Here is a 20,870-nt window from a genome sequence, read left to right as displayed (position 1 = left end):
CTGCGTGGCCAGTTGACGCAGGGATGGGTGGGAAAAGGGCGATGAGAGCCCGGCCCCCGGGCCGAATTCGGGCGGTTCAGGCCCGCTTGCGGGCGCTGCCCTTGAGGAAGCTCGAGACCGGCTCGGGCCGGCCGAACAGATAGCCCTGGGCCCGTTGCGCGCCGAGCAGTTGCACCGCCATGCGCTGGGCCTCGGTCTCGATGCCCTCGACCACGACATTCATCGAAAGGCGGCGGGCAAGCTGGCAGACCGCTTCGATGATCGCCTTCGAGGCCTCGTCGGCGTTGACGTTGCGGCTGAAGCTCTGGTCGATCTTCACCTGCGAGAACGGATAGGTCGAGAGATAGGCGAGCGAGGAATAACCGGTGCCGAAATCGTCGAGCGCGAACTTGATGCCGATCGCGCGCAATTCGTTGATCAGCGCCAGGGTCGCCTTGTTGTCCTCGATCAGCAGCGATTCGGTGACTTCCAGCGTCAGCCGGCCCGGCGCGAGGTTGGCCGCGAGCAGGGCGTCCTTGACGGTCTGGACCAGGCGCAGCGGCTCGCGGAACTGCAGCGGCGAGACATTGACCGAGACACCGACCTCGCTCGACCATTTCGCCGCGTCGATGCAGGCCTGGGCGATCGCCCAGTCGCCCATCGCCGCGATCAGGCCCGACTGCTCGGCGATCGGGATGAAGACGCCGGGCGGGACCATGCCGCGCGTCGGATGGCGCCAGCGCATCAGCGCTTCGCGCGTCACGGTCTCCTGCGTCCGCAGGTCGATGATCGGCTGGTAGTACAGTTCGAGCGCGCCCTCGGCGCTGGCCTGGCGCAGGTCGACCTCGATCTCGTGGCGGTCGAGCATCTCCTCGGCCATGGCCGGGTCGAAGAAGGTCGCCGTGTTGCGGCCCGCCGCCTTGGCCTTGTAGAGCGCCGTATCGGCATGGCGCAGCAGGTCGGCCGGATTGGCGCCGTCGACCGGCGCCAGCGCGATGCCGATGCTGGCGGTGACGTAGACGGTCTTGGTGTCGAGCTCGAAGGCACGCCCCATCGCCTCGATCATGCGCTGCGCGATGATCCGGACGGTGTCGACATCGGCGGCCGGCAGGATGAGCACGAACTCGTCGCCGCCGAAGCGCGCCAGCAGGTCGCTTTGCCGGATCGCTGCCTTCAGCCGGGCCGCGGTCTGGACCAGGACCTTGTCGCCGATGTCGTGGCCGAGATTGTCGTTGACCTGCTTGAAGCCGTCGAGGTCGATATAGAGCAGCGCGAAGGTCTGGCCCGTGCGTTCCTGCTTGCGGAAGGCTTCGGCGAGATGCCCGTTGAACTCGAAGCGGTTGGCGAGCCCGGTCAGTTCGTCGAAACGCGCCATCTGCTCGATCAGCGCCTCGGTCGCCTTCCGTTCGGTCGCGTCCTCGGTCAGCATCAGCACGCCGCCCTCGGCCGCCGGCGCGATGGTGACGACCAGCATCCGGCCGTTGCGCGACTGGAATTCGTAGACCGCCGCCTGCTGCGCCGCCTGGACCCGGTCCAGCGCCGCCTTGATCGCCCGGACCTGGTCGGCGGTCGCGATCTGCCGCTCGAGCAGGAAGCGGGCGATCGCGCTGATCGGCGTGCCCGGCAGGGTCAGCGTCTCGGGCATGCCGTAGAGCGCGGCATGCGGGGCGTTCGAGACGGCGAGGTCGAGCTTGCGGTCGAACATCGCCAGCCCGTGGATCATCGTGTTGAGTGCGGCGTCGAGGGTCAGGTTCTGCGAATGCAGGGCGGTGGCGAGCGCCTTCGACTGCTTGGTCGCGTCGCTCAGCGCCAGCAGGTTGCGATGCAGCGAATTGGTGATCGCGATATTGGCCGCCACGTACAGGAAGGCGAAATAGCCGATATAGTGGTAATAGGCATTCTGAGCCTGGACCAGGCCCACCGCCATCGGCACGCAGAAGGTCAGCAACTGCACGGTGACGAATTTCGGCCGGCCGGCATTGCGCGCGACATAGCCGGAGGCGAGCGCGATGGTCGAGGCGACCGAGGTGATGTGCGCCGCCGGATCGTCGGTGTGGACGAGCGCCACATAGCAGCTATAGCCGAGCACGGCGCTGAAGACGGTGGCGCCGACGAAATATTCGCGATCCCAGCGCCGCGTCTCCTCGAAGCTGTCCTCGGAGTGGTCGAGCCTGCGGTAGCGGATCACCGTCAGGATGCGCAGCGCGACCACCAGCGTCACGGTCAGCGTCAGCGTCATGAAGATCGGCGCGCCGGTGGAAAGCCAGCAGAGATAGGGCGTCAGGATGCCGGCGATGCCGCCGGGGATGATCGAGCCGGGCGAAGAGAACAGCGACGAAACCAGCAGCCGATAGTCGGCAAGATCGACCTCGCCCGCGCTGCCATTTGCACTGGCCGGTGGCTCCGTGATCTCGCCGCGCGCTTCCGCACGCTGCCGGTTCGGCGCTCCCGCCATCTACTCCTGCCCTTCGACGGTCCCGGCGAGGCGGCAACAGCTCGGTCGCTCTCCTCGTCCGCTGAAGCCTAGGGCGAGAAAGGTAAAAGTTTTGTGAGGTTTACGCGGTCGAGTCGTATGAAAGCGCGGGCTGCTCCGGGGGGGCTCAATGGGTCCCGGAGCCGGCCATCCCGGCTTCGCTGTGGCGCTGATAGACCCGCGAGAGCATGCGGTCCTGCGTCTGGGCGATGCGCTGCAGCTTCGAGATGGCGGCCGGATGCAGCCGCAGCATGCAGTCGGTCCAGATCTGGCCGAGATGCTCGAGCTCCTCGCGCAGGTCGCCGGCGCGGCGGTTGAAGGCCGAGAACAGCGCCGTCTTGGCGGCATGCATCGGCAGCGAGTCGGCGGCGTATTTGCGGATCCAGTCCTCGCCGGTCCCGGCCGGCACGACCGCTTCCAGCCCGCCTGCCGCCATGAACTCGGCCGCGCTCATCTCCTCGCCCGAAAGCAGCATCCGTTCGGCGGTGCGCGCGCCCATGCGTCGCGACAGGATCGCCACCGCCGTGATCGGGAAATGGTTGAACTTGATCTCCGGGTAGACGAACGAGGCCTGCTCCTCGGCGATCATGACATTGCATGAGCGCGGTGCGTCGATGCCGCCGCCGATCGCCTTGGCGTGGATCGTCGAGAGCGTCACGACGAGCCCGTTCAGGCCGCTGGCATTGCGCACGGCTCCTTCGATCGACAGGCGGGCATATTCGGCCAGCGCGGGGCGGTCGTTCTTGGCCAGGCAGTCGAGATAGAAATCGAGATCGCCGCCGAGGGTGAAGAACGGGCCGGTGCCGCGGAAGGCGAGGAAGCGCACCGGCGCGGCGTGATAATCCTCCGGCGCGCCCCACAGATCCATGATCGCCTGCTGCACCTTACCGAGGCTGTCGAGCAGTTGCAGCGTGAAGACCGGCTTCAGCTCAGGCTTGATCGTGACCCAGAGCGTCCGGATTTCCGGCTCGTAGGCGAGCTGCACTTCCGGAAGGAAGCCGGCGCTGTGGCGGATCGCGCCGATGACTTCCTTGCCGGTGGGGCCAGAAGCCGCCGCGCCGCTGATTGCCGGTGCATAGCTCTGGAACATGCAAGCCTCTCCTCGCCTTTCGACCCTCCGGAACTTACGGAAAGTTAATGATCTGTAAACGCAAACCGCCGGAAATGGTTAATCTCGTTAGGATTTGTGAGTGTCCTAACGAGTTCGGCCCGCGCCGCGCCGAAGCGCCGGAGAGCCCGGTTTTGGTCCGGTGGCCCGGACTTCGTCGCTCCACGCAATGGTTGTGCCGGCCCGAGATCGCTACGGGGGCTTGTGTGGAACTTCGGGAGAAAGACCGTGGTTCCGCCGTCCTGGTCGGGGTTTTTGCCGGTATCCGCGGAGGGCCGTATACGGGCCGACTAACTGGCGCGCCGCCATCGCGCCACTGGATGGCGGGGGCGCTGTCCCGCGCTCGTGCAGATTTGGCCGCAGTTGTGCCGCAATCGGCCGGCCATGACGGAGGCGCTCCTCATGCGCCGGCTGTCTTGTCCGCCGCCGCGCGAGCGGCTAACCATTCCTGCATCCGCCGCCTCGTCGCGGCGGGGCATTCCCGACGAGCTGACGCCTTGAGCCGCCAGACCGAAGCCGATGAGCAGAAGAGGGCGCGCCTCGCGGCAGCCCTGCGCGAGAACCTGAAACGCCGCAAGGCGCAGGCTCGCGCGCGGCGCGCGAGCGAGACGGAAGCGACAGACGAACCGCCGCCCGCCCAGGCCGAATCCTCCCGGTCCTGACCCAATTCCCTCCCGCCGGCGCTCCCTGCCGGTTGCCAGCAGGACGAGCCAGATGGATCGCATCCGCATCACCGGCGGCCAACGCCTCGACGGCGTCATCCCGATCTCGGGGGCCAAGAACGCGGCCCTGCCGCTGATGATCGCGAGCCTTTTGACGGACGAGACGCTGACGCTGGCCAATGTGCCGCGCCTCTCCGATGTCAGCGCGCTCTCGCGCATCCTCTCCAATCACGGCGTCGACCGGTCGATCGCCGGCAAGCGCGCCGGCCAGACCGCCGAGACCGGCCAGACCTTCGCGCTGACCGCGCGCCAGATCGTCGACACCTGCGCCCCTTACGAGCTGGTCTCGACCATGCGGGCGAGCTTCTGGGTGATCGCGCCGATCCTGGCGCGGATGGGCGAGGCCAAGGTCTCGCTGCCGGGCGGCTGCGCCATCGGCACGCGCCCGGTCGACCTGCTGCTGATGGCGCTGGAGCGCCTCGGCGCCAAGATCGACATCGAGAACGGCTATGCGCTGGCGCGCGCGCCGAAAGGCCTGAAGGGCGGCGAGATCGTCTTCCCGAAGGTCACGGTCGGCGGCACCCACACCGCCCTGATGGCGGCCGTGCTGGCCGATGGCGTCACCACCATCGAGAACGCCGCGCGCGAGCCGGAAGTGGTCGATCTTGCCGACTGCCTGAACAAGATGGGCGCCAAGATCGAAGGGGCGGGCACCTCGCAGATCACCATTCGCGGCGTCGGGCGCCTCGGCGGCACGCATCACGCCGTGCTGCCCGACCGGATCGAGACCGGCACCTATGCGATGGCGGTGGCGATGACCGGCGGCGACGTCCTGCTCGAGGGCGCCCGCGCCGATCTGCTCCAGTCGGCCCTCGACGTCATGGTCGAGGCCGGCGTCGAGGTCTCCACCAGCAATGAAGGCGTCCGGGTTCGCCGCAACGGCGCGGCTCTCGAGCCGGTCGATGTCACCACCGACCCATTCCCGGGCTTCCCGACCGATCTGCAGGCCCAGCTGATGGCCCTCATGACCCGGGCCAATGGCACCTCGCGCATCCGCGAGACGATTTTCGAGAACCGCTTCATGCATGTGCAGGAACTCGCCCGGCTCGGCGCCAGGATCAGGCTCGATGGCGACGCCGCCTATGTCGACGGGGTCGAGAAGCTGACCGGCGCGCCGGTGATGGCGACGGATCTGCGCGCCTCGGTCTCGCTGGTCATCGGCGGGCTCGTCGCCGAGGGCGACACCATGATCAACCGCGTCTACCATCTCGATCGCGGTTTCGAGGCGCTGGAGGCCAAGCTCGGCCGCTGCGGCGCCAGGATCGAGCGCATCAGCGGTTGACGCCGGCAGGCGCCCCGGCCAGATAGGACGGATGTCCGATCCTGCCGCCGAGCCGCTGAAGCTGATCGCCCTCGACACCGACGACCTCGCGGTCGTCTCGGCGCATCTGCAGGATGCGGTGGTGCGCAAGGGCGATATCGCCTGGCTGCCGGGCGAGCAGCGCTTCGCCCTCGCCCTGCGCCGCTTCGACTGGGAGGGCGCGGTGCGCGGCCAGAAGCGCCGCCGCCTCGCCGCGCTGCATTTCGAGCGCGTCACCAGCGCCCGCAGCGTGAAGATCGAGCCCGGCGCCCATGAGGCCGTCTTCAGCCTGCTTGCCGTGACCTTCACCGAGGGCCAGAGCCCGGCGGGGGAGGTCACCCTGCATTTCTCCGATGGCGCGGCGATCCGGCTCGGCGTCGAGTGCATCGAGGCGCAGATGAAGGATCTCGGCCCGATCTGGGAGGCGGCCGCGACCCCGGCCCATCCCGACGAAGGCTGACCACTCCTCCCGTTCAGGACTTTCCATGCCGATCAGGCTTGATGCACGCGACGCCGGTTTCGAGCAGGCATTCTCCGCTTTCCTGACGACGAAGCGCGAGATCTCCGAGGACGTCGACCAGGTCGCCGCCGCGATCATCGCCGAGGTGCGGGTGCGCGGCGACGCGGCGCTGCTCGATTACACCAGCCGGTTCGACGGGCTCGACCTGACGCCGGCGACCCTGCGCGTCTCGGAAGCCGAGATCGATGCGGCGATCGCTGCCTGCACCAAGGAGCAGCTTGCCGCGCTGGAGACGGCGCGCTCGCGCATCGAGGCCTATCATCTGCGCCAGAAGCCCGCAGATTCCTGGACGCGCGACGCGCTCGGCGTCGAGAGCGGCTGGCGCTGGAGCGCGATCGAGGCGGTCGGCCTCTATGTGCCCGGCGGCACGGCGAGCTACCCGTCCTCGGTGCTGATGAACGCGGTTCCGGCCAAGGTCGCCGGCGTCGACCGCCTGGTCATGGTCGCCCCGACCCCGCGCGGGCAGAGCAACCCGCTGGTCTTCGCCGCCGCCAGGCTCGCCGGCATCGACGAGGTCTACCGTGTCGGCGGGGCGCAGGCCGTCGCCGCGCTCGCCTATGGCACGCAGACCATCGCGCCGGTCGCCAAGATCGTCGGGCCGGGCAACGCCTATGTCGCCGCCGCCAAGCGCCGCGTCTTCGGCACGGTCGGCATCGACATGATCGCCGGCCCCTCGGAGGTGCTGGTGCTCGCCGATGCGAGCGCCAATCCCGACTGGGTCGCCGCCGATCTCCTGGCCCAGGCCGAGCACGACACCGCCTCGCAATCGATCCTGATCACCGACGATGCCGCACTCGCCGCCGAGGTCGAGCGCGCGCTCGCGGCGCAATTGACGACGCTTCCGCGCGCCGAGATCGCCGGCCGCAGCTGGGCCGATTTCGGCGCGGTGATCCTGGTCGGGACGCTGGAGGCGGCGCTCCCGCTGGTCGACCGGCTGGCGCCCGAGCATCTCGAGATCGTCACCGCCGATCCCGAGGCCCTGGCCGGGCGCGTGCGCAATGCCGGCGCCATCTTCCTGGGCGGCCATACGCCGGAAGCGATCGGCGACTATGTCGGCGGCTCCAACCATGTCCTGCCGACGGCGCGTTCGGCGCGCTTCTCCTCCGGCCTCGGCGTGCCCGACTTCATGAAGCGGACCTCGCTGCTGAAATGCGACCCCGAAGCGTTGCGCGCGCTTGCCGGCGCGGCGACCGAGCTCGCCGCGGCCGAGGGCTTGCAGGCCCATGGCCGTTCCGTGACGATCAGGCTGAACTGAGGCGCCGCACGCGATTCTGTACGTTCGGCGCCGGCAGCGGAGGGCTCATGTCCGAAACCAACCGCCTGGTCGGCGTCACGCTCGACGAAGCCTCGCTCGGGCGCGGGACGCCCGATCAGGAGCATGAGCGCGCCATCGCCATCTACGACCTGATCGAGCGCAACCATTTCGCCCTGCCGGACTTCGACGGCGGGCCCTATGTCGCCCATCTCGCACTGGTCGAGCGCCGCCTCGCCTTCGAGATCAGGGACGCCGCAGGCACGGCGCTCGTCACCCACCATCTCTCGCTGACGCCGCTCAAGCGGCTGATCAAGGACTACGAGATGGTCTGCGGCAGCTACTATGCCGCGATCCGCACCGCGACGCCGGCGCAGATCGAGGCGATCGACATGGGCCGGCGCGGCCTGCATGACGAGGCGGCCGGCATTCTCGTCGACCGGTTGGCCGGCAAGGTCGATCTCGACCGCGATACGGCGCGCCGCTTCTTCACCCTGATCTACGCGCTGCACTGGAAGGGCTGAGCGCTTGGAGCCGGCCGCCCCGCGCAAGCTCCAGAGCGTGCTCTTCATGTGCGCGCTGAACGCGGTCCGTTCGCCGATGGCGGAGGCCATGGCCAAGCACTTCTTCGGCAAGTCGATCTATGTCCAGTCGGCCGGCGCGAAGAAGGGGCAGCTCGACCCTTTCGCACTCTCCGTTCTCGACGAAATCGGCATCGACGCCCACAAACACAAGCCGAAATCGATCGAGGAACTGGAGGAGTGGGAGGGGCTCAATTTCGACCTCATCATCTCGCTCTCGCCCGAGGCGCATCACAAGGCGCTCGACCTGACGCGCACCAGCGCCGCCGAGGTCGAGTATTGGCCCACCGCCGATCCGACCGCCGTGCAGGGTTCGCGCGAGCAGGTGCTCGATGCCTATCGCGAGGTGCGCGACGGCCTGATGCGCAGGATCAAGGCGCGGCTGAAGAGCTGAGGCGCGGCCGGGTTCCATCGGGGGGCTCTCGGGGCGCGTCCCGGCGCTGCCGCAGCGCTGCACGGGTCGATCTGCGCCGTGGCGGATCGTGCTTGCAGCCGCTTCCGCTTAAGCGAAATTTAATGCAACGGCTGCAAGGGATTGCCAATCGATTCCGCGCCGAACCAAGCCGAAAGCCTAAGACCTTATGCGGCAGAGCCTCAGCCCCTCAGCATCTCCACCAGGGGGGCGCGGGCGTCTGCGCGACGGCCTGGCGATCGCTGTCCTTGCAGCCTGCTCCGGCCTGGCCGCGCTGACCGGCCTGCCGGGACCGGAAGCGTCGCGCCGGCAGGAGCTGGCGGCGGTGTTCCCGCCCTGGACCAGCGGCGCCGAGGCGATGGCGAGCAGTCTCGCCGCCGGCATGCGGGTGCTGCGTGCCGGAGCCCTGCCTTTCGTGATGATCGTCGCCAGCGAGCCGGATGCCGTCAGGCCGCCCGGCGCGCTGCTGCTGCTGCGTCTCGACGGCCTGGCCGGCTGCCTTTCCGGTGGAGGCTCCGCGTGATCCTGACCCTGCCCGGATTGCGCGATCTCGCGGCGCGCTGGCTGATCGGCCTCGCCTTCGTCCATGTTCCGCTGCTGGCCGTCGTCGCGACCGTGCTGGGCGGCGCCGGCTTCGCGCCCGGTGCCAGCGGCTTCACGCTCGCGGCGGCGGCGCTGCTGGCCTATCGGCTCTGGGGAGCCGTGACCCGGACGCAGCTGGTGATCGCCACGGCCCTCATCGGCCAGGTCTCGATCCTCGTCGCGAGCTTCGCCGGCCACCCCTGGCAGCCCGACATCCACATGTATTACTTCGCGGTGCTCGCCTTGCTGGCGGGCTTCTGCGACTGGCGGCCGATCCTCATGGGCGCGGCGCTCACCGCCGCTCATCATCTCGTGCTGCAATATGTCCTGCCGGCGGCGGTGTTCTATCAGGGCGGCAACCTGCTGCGGGTGCTGCTCCATGCCGTCATCGTCGTGGTCGAAACCGCCTTCCTGACGGCGATCGCGGTCATCACTGGCCGTATCCTCGCCGAGAACGACGCCAATCTGCGCCGGGCCGAGGAACTCGTTATGCGCGAGCGGCGCGCCGGCGAGCTCGAGAAGAAGCATGCCGACGAGATCGGCGCCCGTTCCCAGGCGATCCGCGAGATCGTCGGCGGCTTCCATGGGCAGATGGACCATGCCATGGCGGTGCTCGACCGGGCGGCCGAGGCGATGCAGGCGAACGCCCGCGAACTGACCGCTGCCTCGGAGCAGGCGCGCCAGCAGAGCGCCGTCGTCGCCCATGCCTCCGGCGAGACGACGCGCAGCATCGACCAGACCGCCGCGGCGGCGCAGGAACTCGCCAGCTCGATCGCCGAGATCGGCCGCAGCGTGACGCATTCGGCCGGCAGCTCGAAGGCGGCCGCCGCGCTCGCCCGCGCCGCGAGCACCGAGATCGAAATCCTCGCCAGAACCAGTGAGAGCGTCGGCGCCGTCGTCGAGATCATCCGCGGCGTCGCCGCCCAGACGAGCATGCTCGCGCTCAACGCCACGATCGAAGCCGCGCGGGCCGGGGCCATGGGCAAGGGCTTTGCCGTCGTCGCCAGCGAGGTCAAGACACTCTCGACCCAGACCGCCAACGCCACCGAGGAGGTGGCGCGTTCGATCGGTGCCATCCAGATCGCGTCGCAGCGTTCGCTGCAGTCGGTCCGCGCGATCGTCGCGGCGATCGGCGAGGTCGAGACCGTTTCGGCCGCGATCGCCCATGCCGTCGAGGAGCAGGACCGCGCCACCTCCGAGATCGCCCATGAGGTGCAGATCTCCTCGGACGGCGCCAATCGCAGTGCGCAGGTGCTCGGCAGCTTCGGAACGGTGACGGCCCGCACCCATGAAGCGGCGGCGGAGCTGCAGCTCTCCTCCGACGATCTGGCGGAGCAGGCCTCCCGGATCCGTCGCGATGTCGCTGATTTTTGCGAGCAGGTGGCCGCCGCCTGAGGGTCTCGGGAGGGTTTCGGCCTACCAGGCCCGCCCCGGCCCGACCGGGCCGATACCCAGCCATGTGCCGAGCTTCGCGGCGATGTCGGCGAAGCTCTCGCGCCGGCCGATCGCGCCGGCCGGCAGGCCGGGGCCGAAGGCGAGGATCGGCACATGCTCGCGGGTGTGGTCGGTGCCGGGCCAGCTCGGGTCGTTGCCATGGTCGGCAGTGATGATCGCAATGTCGCCGGGCTTCAGCCCGGCCTCGAGCGCGGGCAGTTCGCGGTCGAACGCCTCCAGCGCCGCGGCATAGCCGGGGATGTCGCGGCGATGGCCGTATTCGGTGTCGAAATCGACCAGGTTGGTAAAGCAGAAGCCGCCATCCGGCAGGCTCTCCATGACCTGCAGCGCAGCGGAAAACATCGCGGCATTGCCGAACGGCTTGATCTCCTGCCCGGTGCTGCGATGGGCGAAGATGTCGCCGATCTTGCCGATGGTGACGACCGCGCGGCCCTGCTGCGCCAGGCGGTCGAGGATGGTCTCGTCCGGCGGCGGGATGGAAAAATCCTTGCGGTTGCCGGTGCGGGTGAAGCCGGTCTCGGCCGAGCCGGTGAAGGGGCGGGCGATGACGCGGCCGATCCGCAACGGATCGACCAGGGGGCGCACCTTGCGGCAGAGCTCGTAGAGCCGCTCCAGCCCGAAATGCTCCTCATGCGCGGCGATCTGCAGCACCGAGTCGACCGAGGTGTAGCAGATCGGCTTGCCGGTCGCGATGTGCTCTTCGGCCAGCTCGTCGATCACCCCGGTGCCCGAGGCGTGCTTGTTGCCGAGAATGCCGGGCAGGGCGCCCTCGCGGATGATCGCCGCGACGAGATCGGCCGGGAATGAATTCTCCAGCGCGGTGAAATAGCCCCATTTGAACGGCACCGGGCAGCCGGCGATCTCCCAATGGCCGGACGGCGTGTCCTTGCCCTGGCTGAGCTCGACGCCGTAGCCGTGCTGGCCCTGTGGCGCCTCCGGCCGCACCACGCCGGCGAGCGGCCTGCCGGTCGAGGCTTCGCAGGCATGGCTCAGGCCGAGCCGCGCCAGATTGGGCAAAGCGAGCGGCCCGCTGCGTAGTCCTTCGCGGTCGCCGCGGCCCTCGGCGCAGGCCTGCGCGATATGGCCGAGCGTGTCGGCGCCGGCATCGCCATAGGCGGCCGCATCCTCCGCCCCGCCGCAGCCGACCGAATCGAGCACGATCAGGATGGCGCGCGCCATCGTCAGTCCCGCACGGCGGCCGCTTCGGCCGGTTCGAGATTGAGCGCCGCTGCGAGCAACGCCTGGGTATAGGCCTCGCGCGGACGGGTGAATATCTCCTCGGCCGGCCCTTCCTCGACGACCTTGCCGTTCTGCATCACCACGACCCGGTGCGACAGCGCCCGGACCACCTTGAGGTCATGGCTGATGAAGAGATAGCCGAGCTTGCGCCTGGCCTGGAGCTCGCGCAGCAATTCGACGATCTGCGCCTGCACCGACATGTCGAGCGCCGAGGTCGGCTCGTCGAGCACCACGAATTTCGGGTCGAGCGCCATGGCGCGGGCGATCGCGATGCGCTGGCGCTGGCCGCCGGAGAACTCATGCGGATAGCGGTCCATGGCGGCGGGGTCGAGCCCGACATCGGCGAGCGCCTGCGCCACGATCTCGCGTTGGCGCTGGTAGCCGAGCCCGCTCTGCTGCACGGTCAGGCCCTCGGCGACGATCTCGGCCACCGACATGCGCGGTGAGAGCGAGCCATAGGGGTCCTGGAAGACGACCTGCAGGTCCTTGCGCTTGGGCCGGACGGCGGCGGCCTTAAGCCCGTCGATCCGGTCGCCGAGGAAGAGGATCGGCCCTTCGGACGCGATCAGCCGCAGGATGGCGAGCCCGAGCGTGGTCTTGCCGGAGCCGGATTCGCCGACGACGCCGAGCGTTTCGCCCTCGCGCACCTTGACCGAGATGCCGTCGACCGCCTTCACATGGCTGGTGGTGCGGCGCAGAAGCCCGGTCTTGATCGGGAACCAGATCTTCATCGGCCCGGCTTCGAGCAGCGTCGCCGCCCCTTCCGCCACCGGCGCCGGCCGGCCCCTGGGCTCGGCTGCGAGCAGGCGCCGCGTATAGTCGTGCTGCGGCCGTTCGAAGATCTCGCTGACCGGCCCCTGCTCGACGATCCTGCCCTTCAGCATCACGCAGACCCGGTCTGCGATGCGCCTGACGATGCCGAGGTCGTGCGTGATGAACAGCACGGCCATGCCGAGGCGGGTCTGCAATTCCTTGAGCAGGGTCAGGATCTGGGCCTGCACGGTGACGTCGAGCGCCGTCGTCGGCTCGTCGGCGATCAGCAAATCGGGCTCGTTGGCGAGCGCCATCGCGATCATCACGCGCTGGCGCTGGCCGCCGGAAAGCTGGTGCGGATAGGCTTCGAGCCGGCTTTCCGCATCGCGGATGCCGACCAACGCGAGCAGCTCGAGCGTGCGGGCGCGGGCCTGCTCGCCGCGCAGGCCCTTGTGCAGCTCGAGGATCTCGCCGATCTGCCGCGCGATCGTGTGCAGCGGGTTGAGCGAGGTCATCGGCTCCTGGAACACCATGGTGATGTCGTTGCCGCGGACCTTGCGCATCGCGTCCTCGTCGGCCGCGATCAGGTCCTGGCCGTTGAACAGAACCTTGCCGGAAGGGTGATGCGCCGCCGGATAGTTCAGCAGCTTCAGGATCGACAGCGCCGAGACCGATTTTCCGGAGCCGGATTCGCCGACGAGCGCCAGCGTCTCGCCCTTGGCGACATGGAAGGAGACCCGGTCGACGGCGAGCGTCTCCTGCCCGCCCTGGCGGAAGGCGACGGAAAGGTCCTGGACGGAGAGGAGGGGGGAGGGGGTCATTGATGGATGACGGATTTCTCGGCAGTTTTTACAAGTCTGTTGCCGATAAATTTGAAGTGGGTTTCGATAATCGTATCTCCGGGAGAGATCCCGTCGAGACTTTCGAGCGTGACCATCACCAGAGCTTGGGGTGAGAAGTTCGTAGAAATATCCGCCTCGAATTTCTGGGACGGGTATCCATGCACGACGCGTCGTTGAAACGGTTCTCGCATCAGGCCGTTCCTTTCGTGCTTGCCGCTCTAGCTCGGAACCGCCGCGTCATCCCGGGCGAGCGCAGCTCGACCCGGGATCCATCGTAAGGCTCCAGAACTCTATGATGGATCCCGGATCTGCGCCGCTTGCGCGGCTTGTCCAGGATGACGGCGCGCGGTTCCGAGTCAAAACAGCGTGCTGTAACGATACTGCACAAATCGAAATCGGCTCTGACGATGGTACGAAAGAGCGTCACGCGAAGGTCTTCCTCGGGTCGAAGGCATCCCTGACCGCCTCGCCGATGAAGATCAGCAGCGACAGCATCAGCGCGATCACGACGAAGCCGGCGAGTCCGAGCCAGGGCGCCTGCAGATTGGCCTTGCCTTGCGCCAGCAGCTCGCCGAGCGAGGGCGAGCCGGGCGGCAGGCCGAAGCCGAGGAAGTCGAGCGAGGTCAGCGTCGTGATCGAGCCGTTCAGGATGAAGGGCAGGAAGGTCAGCGTCGCGACCATGGCGTTGGGCAAAAGGTGCTTGATCATGATGGCGCGGTCGGTGAGGCCGAGCGCGCGCGCGGCACGGACATATTCGAAGTTGCGCGCCCGCAGGAACTCGGCGCGCACCACGCCGACCAGCGCCACCCAGGAGAACAGCAGGAGGATGCCGAGCAGCACGAAGAAGCTTGGCGTGATGATCGCCGCGACGATGATCAGCAGGTAGAGCGCCGGAATCGAGGTCCAGATCTCGATGACGCGCTGGAAGATCAGGTCGGTCCAGCCGCCGAAATAACCCTGGATCGCGCCCGCCGCGATGCCGATCACCGAGGAGATCGAAGCCAGGATCAGCCCGAACAGGATCGAGATGCGGAAGCCGTAGATCAGCCTTGCGACGACGTCGCGGCCCTGGTCGTCGGTGCCGAGCCAGTTCCATTCGAGGTCGCGGCAGCCCGTGCCGCCGCTGCGCTCGGCGATCGGGCGGCACTGCTCGTCCGTGAGCAGCCAGGTCGGCGGGGCCGGGGCCGGCACCGGCAGATCGAGATTATGGGTGGTGTAGGAATAGCGGATCGGCGGCCAGAGCGCCCAGCCATGCGCCGCGATCTCCCTGGCGATGACGGGATCGCGATAATCGGTGGTGGCAAGGAAGCCGCCGAATTTCTCCTCCGGATAGTTCACCGCGACCGGAAACAGCGTCTCGCCCTTGTAGCGCACCAGCAGCGGGCGGTCGTTGGCGATGAACTCGGCGAAGAGCGAGAGCACGAACAGGACGAGGAAGATCCACAGCGACCACCAGCCGCGCTTGTTGGCCTTGAAGCTGTTGAGCCGGCGCCGGTTGATCGGAGAGAGCTTGAGCCAGCCCTGCTGCGCTGCCGCAGGGGCGATGGCGGGCGCGGCGCTGCGCAGGGCGGGCGGCGGGACGTCGAGCAGCGTGTCGCCCATTTCAGGCCTCCCGCGATTCGAAGTCGATGCGCGGGTCGACCCAGGCATAGGTCAGGTCGGTGATCAGGTGCACGACGAGGCCGATCAGGGAGAAGATGTAGAGATTGGCGAAGACCACCGGATAGTCGCGGTTGACGATCGCCTCGAAGGACAAAAGCCCGAGCCCGTCGAGCGAGAAGATCGTCTCGATCAGGAGCGAGCCGGCGAACAGCGCGTGCACGAAGGCGCCCGGGAAGCCGGCGATGACGATCAGCATGGCGTTGCGGAAGACATGTCCGTAGAGCACGCCGCGCTCCGACAGCCCCTTCATCCGCGCGGTGAGCACATATTGCTTGCGGATCTCGTCGAGGAAGGAGTTCTTGGTCAGGAGCGTCGAGGTCGCGAAGGCCCCTAACGCCATTGCCGTCACCGGCAGGGCGATGTGCCAGAGATAATCGAGCACCTTCTCCAGTGGGCCGAGCTGCGCCCAGTTCTCCGAAGTCAGGCCGCGTAAGGGGAAGACCTGCCAGAACGAGCCGCCGGCGAAGAGCACGATCAAGAGGATCGCGAACAGGAAGCCCGGGATGGCGTATCCCACGATCACGACGGCGCTGGTCCAGGTGTCGAAGCGCGAGCCGTCCTTCACCGCCTTGCGGATGCCGAGCGGGATCGAGATCGCGTAGGAGAGCAGCGTCATCCACAGCCCGAGCGTGATCGAGACCGGCAGCTTCTCCTTGATCAGCTGCAGCACCGGCGCGTCGCGGAAATAGCTGCGGCCGAAGTCGAAGGTCGCGTAGTCCTTCAGCATCTTGAAGAAGCGCTCATGCGCCGGCTTGTCGAAGCCGAACTGCTTCTCCAGCTCCTTGATGAAGGCCGGGTCGAGCCCCTGCGCGCCGCGATAGGCCGAGCCTGCGTCCATGGCTTGCGCCCCGGCATCGCCGCCCGAGCCGCCGCCGACCCGCTGCGCCGCGCCGCTATTGGGGTTCTGCAATTGCGAGATCACGCGCTCGACCGGCCCGCCCGGCGCGAACTGCACGATGACGAAGGAGATCAGCAGGATGCCGAACAGGGTCGGCACCATCAGCGCGATGCGCCGGGCGATATAACTCAGCATGCGCAGGCGTTCCGGGGCACACACACCGTCATGCTCGCCCTTGTGGCGAGCATCCACGTCTTGGACACCGCACGCGACAAGCGAAGACGTGGATGGTCGGGACAAGCCCGACCATGACGAAAGAAGCTCCTACTGCGCACCAGCATCAGCCCTTCCCGATCCGTTTCGCCTTTTCGGGATCGTACCACCAGGTTCCCGGCGCGCCGGAACTGAATTTCGGCTTGGTCTGCGGGCGGTCGTACATGTCCCAATAGGCCAGCCATTCGCTGGCGTTCCACCACATCGGGATCCAGTAGCGCCCGGCGCGCAGCAGCCGGTCGAGGCACTTTGCCGCCACCACGACCTCGGCATAGCTGTCGGCCTGGCCGATCTTCTCGATCATCGCGTCGATCGCCGGGCTCGCTATGCCGCCGACATTGCGCGAGCCCCGCGTCTTCGCCGCTTCGGATCCGTAGACGACGCGCAGCGAGTCGCTCGGGATCGCGCTGCCGGTCATCGCCCGGCTGATGACGTCGAAGTCGAACTCGTCGAGCCGGCGCTGGTACTGCGCGCCGTCGACGATGCGCGAGGTCGCGTTGATGCCGAGCCGCTTGAGATTGGCCTGGAAGGGCTGGGTATGCGGCTGCAGCGACGGCGTCGAATCGAGGAACTCGATCTCGAAGGGCTGGCCGTTCGGCAGCTTCAGCACATTGCCGTCGCGCTTGCAGCCGGCGGCGCGCAGCATCTCGTCGGCGCGGCGCAGCAAGGCGCGGTCGCCGCCCGAGCCGTCGCTGACCGGCGGCAGGAAGGGCTCGCCGAAGACCTCCTCCGGCACCTGGCCGCGGAAGGGTTCGAGCAAGGCGAGTTCCTCCGGCGAGGGCTTGCCCGAGGCCTTCGAATCCGAGTTCTCGAAATAGGAGGTCGCCCGCGAGAAGGACGAGAACATGATGTTCTTGTTGGTCCATTCGAAGTCGAAGGCGAGGCCGAGCGCCTCGCGGATGCGCGGGTCGGCGAACTTGTCGCGGCGCAGATTGTAGATCCAGCCCTGCGAGCCGATCGGCTCGGTCCGTGGCAGCGCTTCCTTCTTGACCCTGCCTTCCGTGATCGCCGGGAAGTCGTAGCCGGTGGCCCAGATCCGCGAGGTGAACTCCTCCTGGAAGGTGATGACGCCGCTCTTGAACGCCTCGAAGGCCACCTGCCGGTCGCGGAAATACTCCCAGCGCACCCGGTCGAAGTTGTTGGTGCCGACATTCACCGGCAGATCCTTGGCCCAGTAGTCGGGCACGCGGTCGAACTCGATGAAGCGGCCCTGTTCGAAGCGCCCGACCTTGTAGCCGCCCGAGCCGAGCGGCGGCTCCAGCGTCGAGGCCTCGAAATTCCGCGTCGACCAGTATTTTTCCGAGAACACCGGCAGGCCGGCGACGATCAGGTGCAGGTCGCGGCCGCGCTTCGGCGAAAGCTTCACGACGGCGATGTCGTCGCCCTCGGCCGTGGCCGATTCCATCTCGTTCAGGATCAGCCGGTAGGTCGGATGGCCCTTGCTCTTCAAAAGGTTCAGCGAGAAGGCGACGTCGCCGGCGGTCACCCGCGAGCCGTCGTGGAATTTGGCCTCGGGGCGCATCCGGAAGCGATAGGTCAGCTTGTCGGCCGAGACCGCGACGCTTTTCGCCAGCAGGCCGTAGAGCGAGCCGGGTTCGTCGCCGGAGCCCGCCATCAGGCTGTCGAAGCAGGCGTCCATGCCGGCGGCGCCGTCGCCCTGCAGGACATAGGTGTTGAGGGTGTTGAAGGTGTCGAAGCTCTGATTGCCACCGCCGCGCTTGATCTGGATGGTGATCGAGCCGCCCTTGGGCGCCTGCGGATTGACATAGGCGAAATGCGGGAAGTCGGGCGGCAGCGCCAGCTCGCCGAAGGTCGAGAGGCCGTGCACCTCCGCCTCCTGCGCCAGGGCACGCCCGAGCCTGCCCGGCAGGCTCGCGGCGCCGGCCAGGACGCCGCCGGCCTCCAGCAGCCTGCGACGTGTGATCCGCACAGCCATTCCAGTCCCCTTGCGATTCGTGCCCTGATTATGTCGTCGTGGCGGGCCAAAGCCAGCGCCCTGCGCATTCGCCGGCATGGTGACGGCATTTGCATGGCGACAACAAGCAAAAGCCGGGCGCAGGGCCCGGCTCTGTATCGGCGTCGATGGCCGGCGGCCCGCCTCAGGGCGTCGGCAGCGGCTTCGGCGCGTCGGAAAGCGTGTTGAGATAGGCGATGACGTCGGCGCGCTGGTCGGGCTTGCTCAGGCCGGCGAAGGCCATGATGGTGCCCGGAACGTAAGCCTTCGGGCTCTTCAGGAAGTGGTCGAGCGCCTCGGCGTCCCAGGTCTTGTCGCTACGGCCCTTCATCGCGGCCGAATAGCCGAAGCCCGCGACCGAGCCCTCGTTGCGGCCATAGACGTCGAACAGATGCGGGCCGACCTTGTTGGCGCCGCCCTTTTCGAAGGTGTGGCAGGCCTTGCAGGCGCCGACGGCCTTCTCGCCCTTGGCCGGGTCGGCCTTGGCGAGGCGCACCGCGATCGGCTCCTCGGCTGCAGCCGCGGGAGCCGCGCCGCCGGCGGCCGCCGGCTCGAGGCTCGGCAGGTCGAAGCCGGGCACGGCCGGCTTGTGCGGCGCGAAGACGATGCCCGCGATCATGTTCAGGCTCATCACCACGAGCAGCGTGGAGAGGCCCGCGCCGGCGATCTTGTTCAGTTCGATATTCATCGTCTTCCGGACTCCCGGCCTCGCCGCGCGCGAAGCAAGACAGCGCTCTGGCCGGGGGCTCGCGCTCGCCGACACTCGAAGGCTGCTTAACCGCTTTGCGCGCTGCATTGCAACTCGTATAAGCACGCACCGCTTTGAGACCATTTGACGCTTCTGCCGAGCACGCCCGCCACGATGCCCAATCCGCTGATCCTGATCCCTGCCCGCATGCAGGCGACGCGCCTGCCCGGCAAGCCGCTCGCCGACATCCTCGGCGAGCCGATGATCGTTCGCGTCTGGCGCCGGGCGGTGGAATCGCGCGTCGGCGAGGTCGTGGTCGCGACCGACGAGGCTCGCATCGTCGCGGCGATCGAGCAGGCCGGCGGCCGGGCGGTGATGACCAGCCCCCGGCACCAGACCGGCTCCGACCGCATCAAGGAGGCCGCCGACATCGTCGATCCGGAGGGCCGGCACGACATCATCGTCAACGTCCAGGGCGACTTCCCGACGCTGGCACCGACCGCGATCGCCGCGGCGGTCGAGCCGCTCGCCGACCCGGCGGTCGACATCGCGACGCTGGCCGGCGTGATCACCGACGAGGAAGAGAAGACGGCGCCCAGCGTCGTCAAGCTGGTCGGCAGCGAGGTCGCGCCCGGCCGCATGCGCGCGCTCTATTTCACCCGGGCCACGGCGCCTTATGGCGAGGGGCCGCTCTACCACCATGTCGGCCTCTACGCCTATCGCCGCCGCGCGCTCGACCGCTTCGTCAGCCTGCCGCAGTCGCCGCTCGAACTGCGCGAGAAGCTCGAGCAGCTGCGGGCGCTCGAGGATGGCATGCGCATCGACGCGATGATCATCGACCACGTCCCGCGAGGCGTCGACACACCCCCTGACCTGGATCGCGCCCGCGCGTTCCTGACATCCCGCGCCGGAGCCTGAAGCCCATGCCTGTCGTCGTATCCTATCAGGGCGAGCCCGGCGCCTTCTCGTCGCAGGCCGCCCTGCAGGCGTTTCCGGACTGCGAGCTGCTGCCTTGCCCGACCTTCGAGGATGCGCTCGCCGCGGTCGTCGACGGCAATGCCCGCTACGGCATGATCCCGATCGACAACTCGATCGCCGGTCGCGTCGCCGACATCCATCATCTGCTGCCGCGCTCGGGGCTGCACATCATCGGCGAGCACTTCCTGCCGATCCGCTTCCACCTGATGGCCGTCGAGGGTGCGACGCTGGCGACGCTGAAGACGGTGCAGAGCCATATCCATGCGCTCGGCCAGTGCCGCAAGATCATCCGCAAGCTCGGCCTGAAGGCCGAGGTCGCGGCCGATACGGCGGGTTCGGCCAGGCAGGTGGCGGAGGCCGCCGACGTCACCCGCGCCGCGATCGCGCCGCATATCGCCGCCGATGTCTACGGCCTCAACATCCTGATGGAGGACATCGAGGACGAGAAGCACAACACCACCCGCTTCGTCATCCTCTCGAAATATCCCGAATTCACGCGCCAGGGCAGCGGCAAGACCGTCACCACGCTGATCTTCCAGGTCCGCAACATCCCGGCGGCGCTCTACAAGGCGCTCGGCGGCTTCGCCACCAACGGCATCAACATGACCAAGCTGGAGAGCTACATGGTCGACGGCCATTTCGCCGCGACGATGTTCTACAGCGATGTCGAGGGCCATCCCGACGATCCGGAGCTGAAGCGCGCCCTCGAGGAGCTCGCCTATTTCTCCAAGGAAATGAAGATCCTCGGCGTCTACCCGGCCCACTCCTTCCGCGAGACCTTCCCGGGCGCGGGGGAGTAGCCCCTTATCCTTCTCCCCTCGGGGGAGAAGGTGTCTGCAAAGCAGACGGATGAGGGAAGGGTCGCGTGAGCGGCCCTTTTTCTTGTTCGGTAGAGGGACTTCCCTCATCCGTCTCGGCTGCGCCGAGCCACCTTCTCCCCCGAGGGGAGAAGGACAAACGCTCCCTTACGGCTCTTCGCTGTCGACCGCCCAGGCCTTCAGGATCGTATTCGCGATCGCCATATGCGGCGGGCAGAACAGGTTGTCGGCGTGGCGCCCCTCGAGCATCTGAAGGGCCTCCTCGCGCGAGAACCAGCGCCCGGCCTCGAGTTCGGTGCCGTCGAGCACGATGTCGTCGTTCAGCGCCTCGGCCAGGCAGCCGATCATCAGCGAGCCGGGAAACGGCCAGGGCTGCGAGGCGACATAGCGGACGGTACCGGCGCGCAGGCCGGCTTCCTCCCAGGTCTCGCGGCGCACCGC

At 67.9% G+C, this 20,870-nt stretch carries 20 protein-coding genes; 10 read left to right on the top strand and 10 right to left on the bottom strand.

Features of this window, described 5'->3' with window-relative positions; translation table 11 throughout:
* Positions 1-76: 76 nt before the first annotated feature.
* On the bottom strand, positions 77-2,434 hold the full coding sequence (locus V6M56_RS11045) for a putative bifunctional diguanylate cyclase/phosphodiesterase (protein WP_332683643.1): 2,358 nt from the start codon (positions 2,432-2,434) through the stop codon (positions 77-79).
* A 145-nt stretch (positions 2,435-2,579) separates the two neighbouring features.
* On the bottom strand, positions 2,580-3,542 hold the full coding sequence (locus V6M56_RS11040; RefSeq protein ID WP_332683641.1) for an enoyl-CoA hydratase-related protein: 963 nt from the start codon (positions 3,540-3,542) through the stop codon (positions 2,580-2,582).
* A 515-nt stretch (positions 3,543-4,057) separates the two neighbouring features.
* Between V6M56_RS11040 and V6M56_RS11035 the strand changes: the two genes are divergently transcribed.
* From V6M56_RS11035 to V6M56_RS11000, 8 genes are all read left to right on the top strand, one after another.
* Positions 4,058-4,222 (top strand): hypothetical protein, encoded by a 165-nt coding sequence (locus V6M56_RS11035; protein ID WP_332683639.1) that lies wholly within the window; start codon positions 4,058-4,060, stop codon positions 4,220-4,222.
* Positions 4,223-4,274: 52 nt separating this feature from the next.
* A complete protein-coding gene (gene murA, locus V6M56_RS11030) occupies positions 4,275-5,564 on the top strand; it encodes a UDP-N-acetylglucosamine 1-carboxyvinyltransferase (protein ID WP_332683638.1) in 1,290 nt (429 codons plus the stop codon).
* Positions 5,565-5,595: 31 nt separating this feature from the next.
* Positions 5,596-6,042 (top strand): DUF2948 family protein, encoded by a 447-nt coding sequence (locus V6M56_RS11025; protein ID WP_332683637.1) that lies wholly within the window; start codon positions 5,596-5,598, stop codon positions 6,040-6,042.
* 25 nt (positions 6,043-6,067) lie between these two features.
* On the top strand, positions 6,068-7,357 hold the full coding sequence (hisD, locus tag V6M56_RS11020) for a histidinol dehydrogenase (RefSeq protein WP_332683636.1): 1,290 nt from the start codon (positions 6,068-6,070) through the stop codon (positions 7,355-7,357).
* 47 nt (positions 7,358-7,404) lie between these two features.
* Positions 7,405-7,878, top strand: coding sequence for a UPF0262 family protein (locus tag V6M56_RS11015; protein ID WP_332683634.1), 474 nt, complete (start codon positions 7,405-7,407; stop codon positions 7,876-7,878).
* 46 nt (positions 7,879-7,924) lie between these two features.
* Positions 7,925-8,329, top strand: a complete 405-nt coding sequence (locus tag V6M56_RS11010) for an arsenate reductase ArsC (protein WP_332683666.1) — start codon at positions 7,925-7,927, stop codon at positions 8,327-8,329.
* 343 nt (positions 8,330-8,672) lie between these two features.
* A complete protein-coding gene (locus V6M56_RS11005) occupies positions 8,673-8,870 on the top strand; it encodes a hypothetical protein (RefSeq protein ID WP_332683633.1) in 198 nt (65 codons plus the stop codon).
* Positions 8,867-10,324, top strand: coding sequence for a methyl-accepting chemotaxis protein (locus V6M56_RS11000; protein ID WP_332683631.1), 1,458 nt, complete (start codon positions 8,867-8,869; stop codon positions 10,322-10,324). The genes V6M56_RS11005 and V6M56_RS11000 overlap by 4 nt, the downstream gene beginning before the upstream one ends.
* A 21-nt stretch (positions 10,325-10,345) precedes the next feature.
* Here V6M56_RS11000 and V6M56_RS10995 read toward each other — a convergent pair whose 3' ends face one another.
* From V6M56_RS10995 to V6M56_RS10965, 7 genes are all read right to left on the bottom strand, one after another.
* Positions 10,346-11,563: a phosphopentomutase gene (locus V6M56_RS10995; protein ID WP_332683629.1), complete on the bottom strand. Its 1,218-nt coding sequence runs from the start codon at positions 11,561-11,563 to the stop codon at positions 10,346-10,348.
* A 2-nt stretch (positions 11,564-11,565) separates the two neighbouring features.
* Positions 11,566-13,197, bottom strand: coding sequence for an ABC transporter ATP-binding protein (locus V6M56_RS10990; RefSeq protein ID WP_332683627.1), 1,632 nt, complete (start codon positions 13,195-13,197; stop codon positions 11,566-11,568).
* Positions 13,194-13,409, bottom strand: coding sequence for a hypothetical protein (locus V6M56_RS10985; RefSeq protein ID WP_332683625.1), 216 nt, complete (start codon positions 13,407-13,409; stop codon positions 13,194-13,196). The genes V6M56_RS10990 and V6M56_RS10985 overlap by 4 nt, the downstream gene beginning before the upstream one ends.
* Before the next feature lie 232 nt (positions 13,410-13,641).
* Complete coding sequence (locus tag V6M56_RS10980) at positions 13,642-14,820, bottom strand: ABC transporter permease (protein WP_332683624.1); 1,179 nt, start codon at positions 14,818-14,820, stop codon at positions 13,642-13,644.
* 1 nt (position 14,821) lies between these two features.
* The gene (locus V6M56_RS10975) at positions 14,822-15,913 is read right to left on the bottom strand and encodes a microcin C ABC transporter permease YejB (RefSeq protein WP_332683623.1); all 1,092 of its coding nucleotides are present in this window, start codon (positions 15,911-15,913) and stop codon (positions 14,822-14,824) included.
* A gap of 145 nt (positions 15,914-16,058) precedes the next feature.
* The gene (locus V6M56_RS10970) at positions 16,059-17,927 is read right to left on the bottom strand and encodes an extracellular solute-binding protein (RefSeq protein WP_332683622.1); all 1,869 of its coding nucleotides are present in this window, start codon (positions 17,925-17,927) and stop codon (positions 16,059-16,061) included.
* 163 nt (positions 17,928-18,090) lie between these two features.
* Positions 18,091-18,633, bottom strand: coding sequence for a c-type cytochrome (locus V6M56_RS10965; RefSeq protein ID WP_332683621.1), 543 nt, complete (start codon positions 18,631-18,633; stop codon positions 18,091-18,093).
* A 174-nt stretch (positions 18,634-18,807) separates the two neighbouring features.
* On the opposite strand from V6M56_RS10965, the gene V6M56_RS10960 reads away from it, so the two are divergent.
* Both V6M56_RS10960 and V6M56_RS10955 read left to right on the top strand, forming a co-directional pair.
* Positions 18,808-19,551 (top strand): 3-deoxy-manno-octulosonate cytidylyltransferase, encoded by a 744-nt coding sequence (locus V6M56_RS10960; protein ID WP_332683665.1) that lies wholly within the window; start codon positions 18,808-18,810, stop codon positions 19,549-19,551.
* Between the two features lie 5 nt (positions 19,552-19,556).
* Entirely contained in the window at positions 19,557-20,411 is an 855-nt protein-coding gene (locus V6M56_RS10955; RefSeq protein ID WP_332683619.1) for a prephenate dehydratase, read from the top strand.
* A gap of 165 nt (positions 20,412-20,576) precedes the next feature.
* On the opposite strand, the gene V6M56_RS10950 is transcribed toward V6M56_RS10955, so the two are convergent.
* The coding region (locus V6M56_RS10950) for an NAD(+) diphosphatase (RefSeq protein ID WP_332683618.1) at positions 20,577-20,870 on the bottom strand (294 nt) is incomplete at its 5' end.

The sequence above is a fragment of the Allobosea sp. genome (assembly GCF_036675845.1).
GTDB lineage: Bacteria > Pseudomonadota > Alphaproteobacteria > Rhizobiales > Beijerinckiaceae > Allobosea.
Note: the sequence above shows the minus strand (reverse complement) of the source record. Positions and strands in the feature narration are given on the sequence as shown.